12 protein-coding genes are annotated in these 15,397 nt (G+C 72.4%); 9 read left to right on the top strand and 3 right to left on the bottom strand.

Annotation, left to right across the window (positions count from 1 at the left end):
• Positions 1-117: 117 nt before the first annotated feature.
• From AB0M36_RS02470 to AB0M36_RS02460, 3 genes are read left to right on the top strand one after another with little or no spacing between them, the layout of a single operon-like run.
• On the top strand, positions 118-2,484 hold the full coding sequence (locus AB0M36_RS02470) for a LuxR C-terminal-related transcriptional regulator (RefSeq protein WP_364151155.1): 2,367 nt from the start codon (positions 118-120) through the stop codon (positions 2,482-2,484).
• Between the two features lie 56 nt (positions 2,485-2,540).
• Entirely contained in the window at positions 2,541-3,137 is a 597-nt protein-coding gene (locus tag AB0M36_RS02465; RefSeq protein ID WP_364151152.1) for a winged helix-turn-helix domain-containing protein, read from the top strand.
• Between the two features lies 1 nt (position 3,138).
• Positions 3,139-4,374: an MFS transporter gene (locus AB0M36_RS02460; RefSeq protein ID WP_364151150.1), complete on the top strand. Its 1,236-nt coding sequence runs from the start codon at positions 3,139-3,141 to the stop codon at positions 4,372-4,374.
• On the opposite strand, the gene AB0M36_RS02455 is transcribed toward AB0M36_RS02460, so the two are convergent.
• A complete protein-coding gene (locus AB0M36_RS02455; RefSeq protein WP_364151147.1) occupies positions 4,356-6,050 on the bottom strand; it encodes an alpha-glucosidase in 1,695 nt (564 codons plus the stop codon). The two genes, AB0M36_RS02460 and AB0M36_RS02455, sit on opposite strands and share 19 nt — an antisense overlap.
• Positions 6,051-6,112: 62 nt before the next feature.
• Between AB0M36_RS02455 and AB0M36_RS02450 the strand changes: the two genes are divergently transcribed.
• The 5 genes from AB0M36_RS02450 to AB0M36_RS02430 all read left to right on the top strand — a co-directional run bounded on the left by AB0M36_RS02450 (position 6,113) and on the right by AB0M36_RS02430 (position 12,464).
• On the top strand, positions 6,113-7,114 hold the full coding sequence (locus AB0M36_RS02450) for a glycosyltransferase family 4 protein (protein ID WP_364151145.1): 1,002 nt from the start codon (positions 6,113-6,115) through the stop codon (positions 7,112-7,114).
• Positions 7,115-7,239: 125 nt separating this feature from the next.
• A complete protein-coding gene (locus tag AB0M36_RS02445; protein WP_364151142.1) occupies positions 7,240-8,391 on the top strand; it encodes a glycosyltransferase in 1,152 nt (383 codons plus the stop codon).
• The gene (locus AB0M36_RS02440; protein ID WP_364151139.1) at positions 8,388-9,470 is read left to right on the top strand and encodes a glycosyltransferase; all 1,083 of its coding nucleotides are present in this window, start codon (positions 8,388-8,390) and stop codon (positions 9,468-9,470) included. The genes AB0M36_RS02445 and AB0M36_RS02440 overlap by 4 nt, the downstream gene beginning before the upstream one ends.
• The gene (locus tag AB0M36_RS02435) at positions 9,467-10,969 is read left to right on the top strand and encodes a glycosylase (protein ID WP_364151136.1); all 1,503 of its coding nucleotides are present in this window, start codon (positions 9,467-9,469) and stop codon (positions 10,967-10,969) included. The genes AB0M36_RS02440 and AB0M36_RS02435 overlap by 4 nt, the downstream gene beginning before the upstream one ends.
• A 31-nt stretch (positions 10,970-11,000) precedes the next feature.
• The gene (locus AB0M36_RS02430; RefSeq protein ID WP_364151133.1) at positions 11,001-12,464 is read left to right on the top strand and encodes a tetratricopeptide repeat protein; all 1,464 of its coding nucleotides are present in this window, start codon (positions 11,001-11,003) and stop codon (positions 12,462-12,464) included.
• A gap of 28 nt (positions 12,465-12,492) precedes the next feature.
• On the opposite strand, the gene AB0M36_RS02425 is transcribed toward AB0M36_RS02430, so the two are convergent.
• The gene (locus AB0M36_RS02425; RefSeq protein ID WP_364151130.1) at positions 12,493-13,314 is read right to left on the bottom strand and encodes a methyltransferase domain-containing protein; all 822 of its coding nucleotides are present in this window, start codon (positions 13,312-13,314) and stop codon (positions 12,493-12,495) included.
• Positions 13,315-13,471: 157 nt separating this feature from the next.
• Between AB0M36_RS02425 and AB0M36_RS02420 the strand changes: the two genes are divergently transcribed.
• On the top strand, positions 13,472-14,491 hold the full coding sequence (locus tag AB0M36_RS02420; RefSeq protein WP_364151128.1) for a Gfo/Idh/MocA family oxidoreductase: 1,020 nt from the start codon (positions 13,472-13,474) through the stop codon (positions 14,489-14,491).
• On the opposite strand, the gene AB0M36_RS02415 is transcribed toward AB0M36_RS02420, so the two are convergent.
• Positions 14,488-15,369 (bottom strand): serine hydrolase domain-containing protein, encoded by an 882-nt coding sequence (locus AB0M36_RS02415; protein WP_364151125.1) that lies wholly within the window; start codon positions 15,367-15,369, stop codon positions 14,488-14,490. The genes AB0M36_RS02420 and AB0M36_RS02415 overlap by 4 nt on opposite strands.
• Between the last annotated feature and the right edge of the window lie 28 nt (positions 15,370-15,397).

Genomic DNA, 15,397 nt, shown 5'->3' with positions numbered 1-15,397 from the left:
GCCCGCGGCACCGGGGAAAGTACCCACGTCCGGGGATTCGGGTATCACCCGGGTAGTTCCCCGGTGTCCCCGCACAGCGACCCCGCAGCCGCGGGGCGCACCCACTAACGTGCACCTATGAGCACCGCCACAAGCACGCCCGGGTCGCTGGGCAACCTGCCCGCCGAGGTGACCAGCTTCGTGGGCCGGCGGCACGAGCTGACCGGTGTCCGGCGGATGCTCTCCACCAGCCGACTGGTCACTCTCACCGGCGCGGGCGGCGTCGGCAAGACCCGCCTGGCCCAGCACGCCGGGCTGGAGCTGCGCCGCGCCTTCCGCGACGGGGTCTGGCTCGCCGAGCTGGCCGAGCTGCGCGACCCCGACCTGGTCACGGTCACCGTCGCCGAGGCGCTGGGCGTCCGCGAGGAGTCGGTCCGGCCGGACGCGCCGGGGCTCGCGACCTTCCTCGCCGACCGGCAGGCGCTGCTCATCCTCGACAACTGCGAGCACCTCGTGGCGGCCTGCGCCGACCTCGTGGAGACCCTGCTGCGTTCCTGCCCGCACCTGCGCGTTCTGGTCACCAGCCGGCAGGCCCTGCGGATCACGGGCGAGGCGACGCTGACCGTGCAGCCGCTGTCGGTGCCGGCGTCGGACCTCGCGTGCACCCCCGCCGACCTGTCCCGCTTCGAGGCGGCGAGCCTGCTGGTGGAGCGGGCCACCGCCGTGCTGCCCGGCTTCGAGGTCACGGACGCCAACTGCGCCACGGTCACGGCGCTGTGCCAGGCCCTGGAGGGCATGCCGCTGGCGATCGAGCTGGCGGTGGCCCGGCTGCGGGTGCTGACCCTGGAGGAGATCCTCGAGCGGCTCACCGACCGCTACCGCCTGCTGACCACCGGCGCCCGCAACGCCCCGGCCCGGCAGCAGACCCTGCGCGCGCTGATCGACTGGAGCTGGGACCTCTGCTCGGAACCGGAGCGCCGGCTGTGGTCCCGGCTCTCGGTCTTCTCCGGCGGCCTGGAGTTGGACGCGGCCGAGCAGGTGTGCGCGTTCGCGCCGCTGGCTCCCGAGTCGATCCTGGACCTCATCGCCTCACTGGTGGACAAGTCGGTCATCTTCCGGGTCGGCGACGGCCGTCGGGCCCGCTACAAGATGCTCGAGGTGGTCCGCGAGTACGGCGCCGCCCGCCTGGCCGAGGCCGGGGAACAGCCCGAGGTGGCGCGACGGCACTGCGACTGGTTCGCCGAGCTCGCCCGTTACGGCGACGTGCACTGGGCCAGCCCGGACCAGGCGGCCCTGATGCTGCGTCTGCGCCACGAGCAGGCCAACCTCCGCGTCGCCCTGGAATACGCGGTGGGCTCCGCCGCGCCCGAGGTGGCCCTGCGCTTCGCCGCGGACCTGCAGAACCACTGGTTCGTCCGGGGTTTCCTGTCCGAGGGCCGGCACTGGCTGGACCGCGCGTGCGAGATGCCGCCGCCGCGGCACTGGACCCGCGCGAGGGCGCTGCGCGTAGCGTCGTGGATCGCCTGCGTCCAGGGCGATCTTGCGCGCGCCTCGGCGCTGCTGTCCGAGGCCAAGGAACTCGTCGCCACACTGCCGCCGACTCCGGAACAGGCCTTCGTGCCGGTGGTCGAGGGCAACATCGCGATGTTTGCCGGAGACCACGCGACGGCCGTGCCGCTGTTCGAGGAGGCCCTCGCGGGGTTCCGCGCGCAGGACGTACGCGCCGGTGAGCTGTGGTGCCTGGCCGTCCTGGGCCTCGCCCGGGGACTGTCCTCGGCGGAGCCGTCCGACGGCTACGCCGACCTGACCGCCTGCCGCGACCTGGCGGCGTCGCACGGCGAGGTGTGGTGGCGCTCGTTCGCGCTCTGGGCGCTGTGCGTGCTGCGCTGGCGGGCGGACGACCACGCGGGTGCCACCACCGCGGCCAAGGAGAGCCTGGAGATCGGCACGGTCGTCGAGGACGAACAGTTCACCGTGGGCCTGTCGCTGGAGGCGCTGGGCTGGGTGGCGGCCAGCCTTCGCCGGGACCAGCGCGCCGCGCAGTTGCTGGGCGCCTCGGACCGCATGTGGCGGGCCATGCACGCGTCCCTGTCGTCGTTCCGCGCCCTGCGCGACTTCCACGACGAGGTCACCTCGGAGCTGCGCGCCCGGCTCGGCGACCGCGCGTTCGAGGCGGCCTTCGACCACGGGGCCGCCCTGACCCCCGCCGAGGCGATGGCGCTGGCCGTGGAACGGATGCCGGCCCCGCGCCCGGCGCCGGACACCCGGGTGAGCCGCGGCCCGGACCCGGGCACGCCGGAGCCGGCCCGCCTCGGCGGCCTGGGCCTGACCCCCCGCGAGCGGGAGGTGGCAGCGCTCGTCGCCGAGGGCCTGACCAACCGGGAGATCGCCGCCCGGCTGGTGGTGGCCCAGCGCACGGCCGAGGGACACGTGGAGAACATCCTCAGCAAGCTGGGCTTCACCTCCCGCGCCCAGGTCGCGGCCTGGCTCGCCGCACAACGCTGACCGGAATTCCAAGCAGTTGCTTGACATCGATCATCGTCACGCCCAGAATCCCAAGCATGTCTTTGGAATCACATCCCGGGCGTCGGGTCGTCACGGACCCGCAGGCTCTGCGGGCCCTCGCCCACCCGCTGCGCCTCAAACTGCACGCGCTGGTGGGCCGGGAGGGAAGCATCACCGCCGCCGAGGCCGCGCGTCAGCTCGGCGTCAGCCAGGCGCTGGCCTCCCATCACCTGCGGCAGCTCGCCAAGTACGGCTACGTCGAGCCCGGCCCGGCCGGCGACAACCGCGAGCGACCGTGGCAGATCACCGCCACGTCCACCCGTTACGAGGGCGGCGACTCGCCGGAGGGGTGGGAGTCGGTCGAGTTGCTCGACCGCTACATGGCCGAACAGGCCGCCGCGCAGCTCGCCGACTGGCAGCAACGGCGCACCGACGAGGACCCCGGCTGGAGCGATCACGCCGGCGTCGACCAGTCCCTGCTCTACCTCACGCTGGAGGAGTTCGCCGAGCTCAAGGCCGCCTGGCACGCGCTGGTCGTCGACTGGGTCCGACAGCGGCCGCTCGGGGACGCCACGAAGCGGCCCGCCGACGCCGTGCCGGTGAACCTGACGCTCGTCGCGGTGCCGCTGCGTCCGACGCCGTCCGGCGGCTGAGGTGCGGCGGCTGTGGACGCTCCTCGGCGACGCCCGGGACCTACGGTTTCTTCTCGCCGCCAACCTGGTCTCGCTCACCGGCGAGTGGATGCTGCGCACCGGTGTCGCGTACCAGATCTATGTGCTGACGGGATCGACGCTCGCGTCGGCCGCCGCGGTTCTGGCGTCGCTCGTCCCCACCATCGTGCTGGGCTCCGTCGCCGGGGTCTTCGCCGACCGGTGGGACCGTCGCCGCACCATGGTGGCCACCGATCTGCTCATGGCCGCCGCGCTGCTGCCCCTGATCGCCGTCCACGATGCCGGGCGGGCGTGGATCGTCTACCTCGTGCTCGCCCTGCAGAGCTGCCTGGCGCCCTTCTTCGCCTCGGCGGAGGCGGCGCTGCTCCCCCGCGTCGCGCCGCAGGATCAGCTGGTCACGGTGAACTCCCTGAACGCCCAGGTCCGCGACGTCGCCCGGCTGATCGGCGCCGCGCTGGGCGGCGTGGTCGCCGCCGCCGGCGGGATCGGGCTGCTCGGCGCGCTGAACGCCGTGACCTTCCTGCTGAGCGCGTGCCTCCTGCTGGCGATCCGGGTGCGCCGGCGCCCGGCGGCCGGCGAGGCCACGCACCCGCTGCGCGAGTGGGCAGAGGGCCTGCGCATCGCCTCGTCGAGCCCCACCCTGCGGGTCTGGCTCGCCTTCGGACTGATCACCGGCATCGGGGAGGCCGTGATCGGCACGCTGATGGCGCCGTTCGTCCGCGACGTTCTCGGCGGCAGCGCCCGCGCGTACGGAATGATCATGGCGGCGCAGGCGATCGGCGGGCTCGGCGGCGGCCTGATCGTCACCCTGATCGGGCACCGGTTCACGCCCCGGGCCATGTTCGGCTGCGGCGCCGTCGCCTTCGGACTGCTGGATCTCGCGCTGTTCACCTATCCCCTGCTGAGGCCGGTGCTGTGGCCCGCCGTCGCGCTCATCGTGCTGGTCGGACTGCCGGCCGCGTTCATGACGGCCGGTGCGATGACGGTGTTTCAGGAGGCGACCGAGGACGAGCACCGGGGACGCGTCTGGGGCGCGACCGTCGCGGTGGACGGCGCCGCGATGCTGCTGGGCACCGTCGCGGCGGGGACGCTGGCCGGGCACCTGGGTATCCTGCCGGTCATCGCGGCGCAGGGCGTGGCCTACTCCCTCGCCGGCGCGATGGTGCTCGCGGCGCTCCGCCCGCCCGCGCCGGATCGCGTTCACGCTCTCCGCCGGTAGATCACCACCTGCCATGGCTCCAGGTCGAGGCCGGTCCGCGCCGGGGCGTTGGTCAGGACGAGCTCCGCCGACGACCAGGCCTCGGCTCCGGGGATGTCGGCACGGGCTCGTTCTCCGGAGAAGTTGCCGACGACCAACAGCTCGGTGTCGCCGTGCCGGCGGGTGAAGGCGTACAGCCGCTCGTCGTCGGGGAGCAGCATGGTGAAGTCGCCGTACACCACGACGGGGTCGTCGTGCCGCAGCGCGATCAGCCGGCGGTAGAAGTGGTAGACCGAGTCGGGGTCCTCGACCGCCGCGGCGGCGTTGATCTCCTTGTGGTTGGGGTTCACCGCGAGCCACGGCGTGCCGGTCGTGAACCCGGCCTGGTGCGAGTCGTCCCACTGCATGGGCGTACGCGCGTTGTCGCGGCCGCGGGCCCGCAGCACGGTGAGCACGTCCTCGCTCGAGTGTCCCTCGTGCTCGACGGCCTGCGCATAGTGGCCGAGCGCCTCGATGTCGCGGAAGTCGGCGATGGACGCGAAGGGCGCGTTGGTCATGCCGATTTCCTCGCCCTGATAGATGTAGGGCGTCCCGCGGTGCAGGTGCAGCACCGCGCCGAGCATCTTGGCGGACCGTACGCGGAATTCCGGCGAGTCGTCGCCGTAGCGCGAGACCACCCGCGGCTGGTCGTGGTTGTTCCAGTAGAGACTGTTCCAGCCGACGTCCGCGAGCCCGGCCTGCCAGCGCCCGAGGATGCCCTTGAGCTTGGTCAGCCGCAACGGGTAGAGCACCCACGGGTCGGGGCCGCGGTCGACCCAGACGTGCTCGAAGCCGAAGACCATGTCGACCTCGCGCCGCGCCGGGTCGGTGTAGCGCGCCGCCTCCTCGATGGTCACTCCGGGCATCTCGGCGACGGTCAGCAGCGTGGCGCGTCCGGCGAAGACCCGCTCGTGCATCTCGTGCAGGAACTCGTGGTTACGCGGCCCGTTCATGTAGTGCGGACCGCCCTCGGCGTACAGCGAGCCGGGGCGCACCACGCCGTCGGGCAGCGAGGTGTCCTTGGAGATGTGGTCGATGACGTCCATCCGGAAGCCGTCGACACCCCGATCGAGCCACCAGTTCATCATCGCGTAGACCGCCTCGCGGACCTCCGGGTTCTCCCAGTTGAGGTCCGGCTGCTTGCGGCTGAAGATGTGCAGGTAGTACTCGCCCGTCGCCGGGTCGTACTCCCACGCGGAGCCGCCGAAGACCGAGCCCCAGTTGTTCGGCTCGGCGCCGGGCGTGCCGGGTTCCATGCCCGGGCGGGCGGGCCGCCACCAGTACCAGTCGCGCTTGGGGCTGTCCTTGCCGGAGCGGCTCTCGGCGAACCAGGCGTGCTCGTCCGAGGAGTGGTTCACGACCAGGTCCATGATCAGGCGCATGCCGCGCTCGTGCACGCCGGCCAGCAGCTCGTCGAAATCCGCCAGCGAGCCGAAGGCCGGATCGATGTCCTGGTAGTCGCTGATGTCGTAGCCGTTGTCGTCCTGCGGGGAGCGGCAGATCGGCGACAACCAGATCACGTCGACGCCCAGGCCGGCGAGGTGGTCGAGGCGCTGGATGATCCCCCTCAGGTCGCCCATGCCGTCGCCGTTCGCGTCGGCGAAGCTGCGGGGATAGATCTGGTAAACGACGGAGCGGTGCCACCAGGGGTTGTCCATGGTCCCTGGTTTAACACGGGAACCACCGGCGAAACACCGAATCCGCTCGCATACTGTCGTTCATGAGGGTGGCGCTGCTGGGACCGATCGCGTGGCGGACGCCGCCCGTCCACTACGGGCCGTGGGAGTTGATCACCAGCCTGCTGGCCGAGGGGCTGACCTCGCGGGGCGTGGACGTGACCCTGTTCGCGACCCTCGACTCGGTCACCAAGGCCACCCTGGACGGCGTCGTGAGCCGCGGCTACGAGGAGGACCCGGACATCGACGGCCGGGTCTGGGAGGCGCTGCACGTCGGGTACGCCCTGGAGCGCTCGGGCGACTTCGACCTCGTGCACAACCACCTGGACTGGCTGCCACTGGCGTTCTCCGGCCACTGCCGGGCGCCGATGCTCACCACGATCCACGGGTTCTCCGGACCGAACATCCTGCCGGCGTACCGGCGGGCCCGCTCGGCGTACGTGTCGATCTCCGACGCCGACCGCTCGCCCGACCTGGACTACGTCGGCACCGTCTACCACGGAGTCGACCTGGACGAACTGCCCTTCAGCCCGGACGGCGGCGAGGGCCTGGTCTGCTTCGGGCGCATCCATCCGGACAAGGGCACCCACGCGGCCATCGAGATCGCCCGTCGCGCCGGCCGCCGACTCACGCTGTGCGGCATCGTCCAGGACGAACGGTATTTCGCCGAGCGGGTCGAGCCGCACATCGACGGCGACGCCGTGATCTACCTGGGGTCGGTCGGCCCCCGGGACCGCGCGCGGGTCCTCGGCGGCAGCGCGGCCCTGCTGCACCCGATCCGGTTCGCGGAGCCGTTCGGGCTGTCGGTGGTCGAGTCCATGATCTGCGGTACGCCGGTGGTCGCGTACCCGCGAGGTTCGATGCCGGAAGTGGTGGACGAGGGTCTCACCGGCCGGCTCGTCGACGGCGTCGACCAGGCCGTCGACGCCGTGGCGGGCATCGGCCGCCTCGACCGGGCAGCCTGCCGGGCGAGGGCCCGCAGCCGATTCGGCGCGGATCGCATGGTCGATGACTACCTGAGGATTTACCGGGAATTCGTCTGTTGAATAGGCCGCTTTTGTTAATGTCTTATTACCAATTTCGGCATTTCCTGCGAATCACGGAGTAATAGCGTGTAAGTACGTCCGATCCGTGCTGCGGGGAGGCAGCAACCTGAGCAGAAAGGCCAGTCATGCCCGCCACGTACGGCTTTCTCAGCACCTATCCCCCGACCCAATGCGGTTTGGCGACCTTCAATGCGGCGCTGGCGTCCCACCTCACCGGCGGCACGCCCGGCAGCGGCGTGATCCGGCTGCTCTCCGCGGACGCGGCCGGCGGCGGGCTGGACGTCGACCGGACGGCGCCGCGGGTGGTGCATACGTGGCACACGGACACTCCTGGTGGCTGGGCGGCCGCCGCCAACGCCCTGAACCGCTTCGACGTCGCCGTGGTCCAGCACGAGTACGGCATCTATCCCGGCTTCGACGGCGACGAGGTGCTGCCGCTGCTGCGCGCGCTGAAGATCCCGACGATCGTGGTCCTGCACACCGTGCTCAGCACGCCGTCGCCGATGCAGCGCTCGGTGCTGGAGCGCATCGTGTCCGCCGCCGACACCGTCGTCACCATGACGGACACCGCCCGGCAGCGGCTGACCACCGGATACCGGGTGGATCCTCGCAAGGTCACCGTCATCCCGCACGGCGCCGGCAGCCACTCCAGTGCCCCCCGCGAGACGCTCGAGGTGCCGCACCTGCTGACCTGGGGGCTGCTCGGGCCCGGCAAGGGCATCGAGTGGGCGCTGCGCGCCCTGGCTCTGCTCGGCGACGTGGACCCCCTCCCGGTCTACACGGTCGCCGGCCGTACGCATCCCAAGGTGCTCGAACACCAGGGCGACCGCTACCGGGAATCGCTCAAGACGCTGGCCGACGAGCTGGGCGTGACCGGGCAGGTGCGGTGGGAGGACGTCTACCTGGACCAGGGCGCGCTGAGCCGGCTGATCCGCTCCGCGGACGTGGTGGTGCTGCCGTACGACTCGACCGAGCAGGTGACCTCGGGCGTGCTGATCGAGGCGGTCGGCGCCGGGGTGCCGGTCGTCGCGACGGAGTTCCCGCACGCCGTCGAGCTGCTCGCCGACGGTCCCGGCCTGCTCGTGCCGCACCACGACCCGGACGCGATGGCCGCCGGAATCCGGCACCTGATGTCCGCCCCGGACGCGGCGAACCGCCTCACCGGCCTGGCCGGCGGGCCGACGCTGCGCTGGCCGGCCGTGGCCGCGCGCTACCACAGCCTGGCCGGGCGGCTGCTCGCCGACCGCCGGCCCGTCGCCGCCTCCGTGCCCGCGTGAGCGTCTCCCTGCGGCTGGTACCGCCGCCCCTGCAACTGCTCGACGCGCCGGCACCGGACTGGTCCCACCTGGTCCGGCTCTCCGACGACACCGGCCTGCTCGAGCACGCCCGCAACGCGATCGTGCGGCGCGAGCACGGCTACTGCGTGGACGACGTGTCCCGGGGCCTGGTCGTGGCGAGCCGCGAACCTCGGCCCGCCGCGCACGTGGTCACGCTCGCCGAGCGCTACCTCGCCTTCCTCACCCACGCCAGCGCGCCCGACGGCAGGGTCCGCAACCGGCTGTCGTACTCCCGCAGCTGGCTGGACGAGCCCGACACCGGGGACTGGTGGGGTCGGGCCCTCTGGGGGCTGGGTACCGCCGCCGCCCGCAGCACCGTCCCGTGGATCCGCAAGGAAGCCCGCGAGGCCTTCTCCGTCGCCGCCCAGCAGCGCTCGCCCTGGGCCCGGGCGATGGCCTTCGCCGGCCTCGGCGCGGCCGAGGTGCTGCGCGCCGATCCGCGGGCCGGCGAGGCGGCGCAACTGCTCGCCGACGCCGCCACCGTCATCGGGCTGCCCGGCGGCGACCCGCGCTGGGTCTGGCCGGAACGCGAGCTCACCTACGCCAACCCGGCCCTGCCCGAGGTCCTCATCCACGCCGGTGACCTGCTGGGCGACGAGCCCCTGCTGGCCGACGGCCTGCGCATGCTGGGCTGGCTGTGCCGGATGCAGGACCACGACGGGCATCTGTCGACCGTGCCGGTGGGCGGCTGGCGCCCCGACACCGACCGCCACCGCTTCGACCAACAGCCGATCGAGGCGGCCGCCACCGCCGACGCCTGCGCCACGGCCGCGGCGGTGACCGGCGACGACGCCTGGGACACGCCGCTGCTGGCCGCGATCGGGTGGTTCCTCGGCGACAACGACACCGGAACCGTCATGTACGACCCCCAAACTGGCGGGGGATATGACGGATTGACCGCTCATGGGCCTAATCTGAACCAAGGTGCCGAATCCACTCTCGCGCTCGTCTCCACGCTGCAGCACGCCCGCGCGTGGGCAGGCCGTGGCGCGACCCGACCCTCAGGTGGCCCAGCGTGACCGCGATTCTCGACCCGCACGAGGTGCGGACCACCTCCCTCGTCCAGCGCCACGCGATCACGATGCAGCCGGACGGGCGGCGCGTGGTGATCAAATTGTTCGTGCCGGGCGAGGACACCCAGGTCGTGCAGAACCGGGCGTCCCGCCTCATCGAGCGCGTGTTGCAGCTCGACGAGGACGAGATCGGCCGGCTGGTCGACGACGTGATGACCCGGTTCTCCGGGCGACACCACGACCTGCTGCACACCTTCCAGCACCACTACGACCTGGTGCACCACCGCGTGCCCGCGGACGTCGAGCTGTCGCCCAACGCGCGCACGCTGATCGGCGCGTACTTCAGCCACGAGTACTCCGTCGAGTCCGCGGCCCTGTGCAATCCGTCGATGGTCCCGCACCCCGACCAGAGCGGCCTCGGCCCGGGACAGCTGCGGGTGGCGATCAGCCTGCGGCAGATCGGCGAGGGCCACATCTCCTCGATCGGCTTCTGCTCGGCCATCCTCGGCCCCAACGACGGGATCCGCCTGGAGGACCGCGCCGGCCCGCTGGTGATCAGCGAGCGCACCGGCGCCCGGCACCAGCGCGACCTGCTCGCCGCCGGCCTCGCCGAGCTCGAGATCGACAACGAGCTGACCTGCAGCGTGCTCGGCTCGCTGCCGGAACGCTACGACGACGAGGAGTTCGAGGAGGTCCTCGGCCACCTCCCCGGCGAGCTGCTGTCCCGCCCGACCACCGGCGAGACCCTCGGCGTGCTGCGCGAGCTCGTCGCCACCGACTACGCGGTGACCTTCCCGGCCACCGTGCCGCTGCACCAGCGCGTGCTCTGGCCGGCCACGCCGGCCGAGAGCAACGGCATGGAGGACGCCCGCTTCGTGCAGGTCGTCGAGGACGACGGGCGCATCTCCTACCAGGCGACCTACACCGCGTACGACGGCCGGCAGATCGGCGGGCGCATGCTGCACACCCGCGACCTGCGCCACTTCGAGGTCACGGCGCTGCGGGGCCCGGCGGCGCGCAACAAGGGCGTCGCCCTGTTCCCCCGCCCGGTCAACGGCCGGCACCTCGCCCTGTGCCGCTCCGACGGCGAGACGCTGGGCCTCAGCGAGCGCGACGAGTCGAACCGGTGGCAGGAGGCCGTGCCGCTGCTGATGCCGCACCGCGGCTGGGACCTCATCCAGGTCGGCAACTGCGGCTCACCGATCGAGACCGACGCGGGCTGGCTGGTGCTCACCCACGGCGTCGGCCCGATGCGCCGCTACGTGATCGGCGCGATGATGCTCGACCTCGAGCACCCCGAGCGCGTCATCGCCGACCTGCCGCACGGCCTGCTGGACCCCGACGAGATCGAACGCGAGGGGTACGTGCCGAACGTCGTCTACTCCTGCGGCGGGCTGCTGCACGGCGGCCGGCTCTGGCTGCCGTACGGCGCGAGCGACGTGCGCGTCGGCTTCGCGAGCATCCCGCTGGGCCGCCTCCTGGACGCCATGGTCGTCGTTCCCTGATCCCGCTGGCGGAGCCGTACACTTCCGGCTCGTGACGACATCGCCCGACGCGGTCGAGGTGGCCTTCGCTCTGGTGCGGGAGGGCCGGCTGGGAGACGCCGAGAATCTCGTGACGCGCGAGCTGCGGACCGCGACCGAGAAGCACGGCCACGGCAGCCCGGAGTGGGCCTCCGCCCAGTGCGACCTCGGCAACGTGTTGTTCCAGGCCCGGCAACACGACCGCGCGATCGAGTGCTTCCGCCAGGCGGCCTCCGCGGCGCCTCGCGATCACGGGTCCCGCAAGGAGCAGTTGACCTACCGGCTCAATCTGGGTCTGGCGCTGCGCGTGGCCGGGCGGCTCGACGAGGCCGAGACGGAGTTGCGCCAGGGCGTTCGGGAACGGCTCGCCTTCTACGGTCGCGAGCACGCCGGGTACGCGTTCGGCCTGGAACCGTTGGCGGACCTGCTGCGGCAGCGTGGCGACGTGACGCAGGCGCGGCAGGTCGTCGAGGAGACGGTGGAGAACCTGTGGCGCAACGGGCACGAGCGGATCGCCTCCGCGTTGGCGCTGCGGGCGGCGATCGTGCACGCGGGCGGCACCGGCGAGCCGCCCTTCGTTGACCTGCGCCCCTTGCCGGACGAGGTCGTCGAGCGGATGGGGCAGGCTGTGGTCCCGCTGCTGGACCGTGGCGATCCCGGTTCCCACCACCTGCTCGCCTGTCTGGTATCGGCCCTGGAGGAGCGGCTCAGCGCCGACCACCAGGCGACGCTCGACGCCTTGTCCGTACTGGCGAACCTCGGCCGGGATCTCGGTGACCATGCCGGGCGGATCGCGGCGATCGAGCGCGTGCTCGCCTCGTACGACCGCGGGGGCCGGCAGGAGGAGGCGCTGATGGCAGCGCTCGGCCTGGCGATGGCTCAGGGCGACGCCGGTGACGCCGAGGCGGGGCTACGCACGTACGCGGCGGCGTACGAAAGGGCGGAGCGCATCGGACGCCCGGAGGCGCTGACTCAGGTCCTGCGCAACTGGGGACTCGCGCTCAAGGAGATCGGCCGGACCGGACCGGCCGAGCAACGGCTGACCGAGGCGGTAAGCCAGGCGCGCCGCGGCGCCGACCCCGACCTGGTCGGGCGGGCCTGTGTGGCCCTCGGCCTGTTCCTTCAGCACGAGGGGCGGCTGTCGGAGGCCCAAACGGTGCTGGAGGAGGGCCTGACCGTCATGGACCCCGTGCACCCGGACGCCATTGTCGGCCGCAGCCACCTGGGTGCGGTCCTGGAGGGCCGCACCTGTGGGTGCGGCGACATGGCGAGCACGATTGCCGACGCGTTCCGCGAGTTCGTCGTCACCAGGCTTCCCGCGGACCTGCTCGACCGCCTGGAGGTGGCGATCGTGGACGACGACTTCAAGATCGACGTCGCACTGCGCCGGGAGCCGACCGAGGACGAGTTGAAGCGGCTCGACGACGTGCTCCGGACCGCTCTCGCGGAATTCCGGAACCGGCTCAGCGAACGCTGAGCCGGTTGACCCGGGAAACGTACAGATCTCAGACCGTGCCGGCGGCGACCCAGATGGTGAGGACGGCGAGGAAGTCGCCACGCTCGCCGGCACTGGCGACCTGGGCGAGCCACTCGTCCCGCACGCCGTCCGGGGTCATCCAGTCCGCCTCCGGCACGTCGTGGTTGACCATCGGCAGCACCACGGCGGCCGATGCCGGGTCGGGAAAGAAGCAGGTCACCGGCGTCGTGGTGACGTCACTCAGGCCGTGGTCGAGCAGGCGGCGGCGCAGCGTGCGGCCCATGTCGAGCTGCCGGGGCGTGAGCCGCCCGTGCATGTGGGCGACCACCGTGTCGGCCAGGGTCGCGTCGACGCCGTCGAAGGCCAGCGACGCCCAGTCGGTGTCGACCAGGCAGACCCGGCCGCCGGTGCGGGTCACCCGGGCCAGCTCGCCCACCGCGGCGTCCGCGTTGTCCACGTGCTGGAGCACGCGCTCGCACCACACCCCGTCGAAACTCTCGTCGTCGAAGTCGAGCGCGCAGACGTCTCCGGCGACGTAGGTGATGTCGCCGCCGGCGTGCCGGGTCCGGGCGGCGGCGAGGGTCGCCTCGGAGTAGTCGAGGGCTACCACCTCGCCGTCGGGGGCCACGGCGGTGGCCAGTTCGCGCGCCACGTCGCCCGCTCCGCATCCCGCGTCCAGGAGGCGCTGCCCGGGCTCGGGCCGCATCGCCAGCCAGGCGGCGTGCCGCACTCGGCGGATCTCGGGATGGCGGGACATCGCCTCGAGCGCCGCCACGAGCATGGCGAGCATGTCGGGCGGCATCCGGTCGAGGTCCGCGAACGGGGTGCGGTCCAACTGTGCGGGCTCCATGGCGCCCATACTTGCTCGCGGGATCGCCGCGTCGCGGGCACCCGTCAACCATCCGACACGGAACGCTCACCTTTCGTGTTCATCCCACCCCGATTCGCCGGTCGGTCAGTGCTTTCCATCACGGCTGACCTGCGCCGCGGTTTGTAGGATCCGGTCCATGACGGCGACAAGGATCGGACTGGTCGGGTACGGCTCCGGCGGGCGCGTCTTCCACGCGCCCCTGCTCGCGTCGGCGGACGGCGTCGAGTTCGCCGGCGTCGTGACCCGCTCGGCCGAGCGGCGCGAGGAGCTCGCCCGCCTCCACCCGGGGGTGCCGGCGTACGACTCGATCGCCGACCTGGCCGCCGGCGGCGCCGAGGCCGTCGCGATCTCCACCCCCGCCGCGACGCACGCCGCGCTGGCCCGCGAGGCGATCGGCCTCGGGCTGGCCGTGGTCGTCGACAAGCCGTTCGCGCTCGACGCGGTGACGGCCCGCGAGGTCGCCACCCTGGCCGACGAGCGCGGCGTGCTTCTCACCGCCTACCAGAACCGCCGCTACGACGCCGATCTGCTGACCGTGCGGCGCCTGATCGGCGAGGGCGCGCTCGGCGAGGTGCGGCGCTTCGAGTCGCGGTTCGAGCGCTGGGCCCCGGAGCGCCAGCCGCCGGCCGCGGGCGGGGGCACCCTGCTCGACTTCGGCGCGCACCTCGTGGACCAGGCCCATCTGCTGTTCGGCCCGGCCACCAGGGTCTATGCGGAGCTGCACGCCGACGGCGACCTCGACAGCGAGTTCTTCCTGGCGCTGCACCACGCCAGCGGCGTCGAATCGCACCTGTGGGGAAGCTGGCGGCAGGCGGCGCCCGGCCCCCGCTTCCGCGTCTCCGGCACGACGGGCACCTACATCGTCGACGGGATCGACGGCCAGGAGGCGCTGCTCAAGGCCGGCCGCTCCCCCGCCGGTCTCGGCGACCGCTGGGGCTTGGAGCCGGAGCACGCCTGGGGCCGCCTCTACCGCGGCGCCACCGGCGCGCCCGTGCGCAGCGAGCGGGGGCGCTGGGACAGCTTCTACCCGGCGTTCGCGGCCGCGGTCCGCGGCGAGGGTCCGCTGCCCGTCGATCCCTGGGACGCCGTGCGCACCATGGAGGTGCTCGACGCGGCCCGCACGAGCGCGACCACCGGCGAGATCGTCGCGCTCTAGAGAAGACTCCGCAGCAGCGTGAAAAGCGCCGCCGGCTCCAACTCCTCGCTGTTGCTGAGCACCACGACGCGCCGGTCCGACTCCGGCAGGCAGGCGGCGAAGGTCTTGTAGCCGGCATTGTGACCGTCGTGCTGGAACCACGGTTCGCCGTGGTAGCTGCCGACGAACCAGCCGTACCCGTAGCCGCGCGAGAAGTCGTCGGCCTGGCCGGTCGCGGCGCGCTCGGTGAGCATCAGCGTGCGCCACGGCTCGCGCAGCACGTCGCCGGCCCACAGCCGGGCCATCCAGCGGACCAGGTCGCCGGTGGTGGACCAGACGTCCCCGGCGCCCATGTTGACCACCTCCAGGTCCCACGAGGGCACGGGCGCGCCGTGCTCGTCGTGTCCCGCGGCGATCCCGATGCGATCGCCGGGCGCGCCGGCGAACGTCGCGGTCAGCCCGGCGGGGCCGAAGACCCGGCCCGTGAGGAAATCCGGGTACGCCATCCCGGCGACCCGCTCGACGACCTGGGCCGCCAGCACGTACGCCGGGCTGCTGTAGCGCCAGCTCGCACCGGGCGCGAACAGCGGCGGCACCGAGCGGAAGGTCTCGACCAGCTCCGCCCGCTCCACCCGCACCCCGAGATCGATCGCATAGTCGTCCCAGTGCCCGATCCCCGAGGTGTGTGCGAGCAGGTGGTGCAGGGTGACGCCGGGCCATCCGGCGATCCACCGCTCCAGCGGGTCGTCCAGGCTCACCCGACCGTCCTGGGCAAGCAGCAGCAGGGCCGTGGCGGTGAACTGCTTGCTCACCGAGGCGAGCTGGTAGCGGATCGGCGAATCCCCGCCGACGACCACCTCGTCGCCACGGTCGAACCGCACGAGTCCTCCCTGTCTCATTTCGCCGACTCTAGGGAGGTTCACCGCC

This window comes from Actinoplanes sp. NPDC051346 (genome assembly GCF_040682215.1).
Taxonomy (GTDB): Bacteria; Actinomycetota; Actinomycetes; order Mycobacteriales; family Micromonosporaceae; genus Actinoplanes.
Note: the sequence above shows the minus strand (reverse complement) of the source record. Positions and strands in the feature narration are given on the sequence as shown.

Bases quoted from the DNA above. Each gene is read 5' to 3' on its own strand.
- AB0M36_RS02470 (WP_364151155.1), top strand. From the start codon at position 118: ATGAGCACCGCCACAAGCACGCCCGGGTCGCTGGGCAACCTGCCCGCC.
- AB0M36_RS02465 (WP_364151152.1), top strand. From the start codon at position 2,541: ATGTCTTTGGAATCACATCCCGGGCGTCGGGTCGTCACGGACCCGCAG.
- AB0M36_RS02455 (WP_364151147.1), bottom strand. From the start codon at position 6,050: ATGGACAACCCCTGGTGGCACCGCTCCGTCGTTTACCAGATCTATCCC.
- AB0M36_RS02450 (WP_364151145.1), top strand. From the start codon at position 6,113: ATGAGGGTGGCGCTGCTGGGACCGATCGCGTGGCGGACGCCGCCCGTC.
- AB0M36_RS02445 (WP_364151142.1), top strand. From the start codon at position 7,240: ATGCCCGCCACGTACGGCTTTCTCAGCACCTATCCCCCGACCCAATGC.
- AB0M36_RS02425 (WP_364151130.1), bottom strand. From the start codon at position 13,314: ATGGAGCCCGCACAGTTGGACCGCACCCCGTTCGCGGACCTCGACCGG.
- AB0M36_RS02420 (WP_364151128.1), top strand. From the start codon at position 13,472: ATGACGGCGACAAGGATCGGACTGGTCGGGTACGGCTCCGGCGGGCGC.
- AB0M36_RS02415 (WP_364151125.1), bottom strand. From the start codon at position 15,369: ATGAGACAGGGAGGACTCGTGCGGTTCGACCGTGGCGACGAGGTGGTC.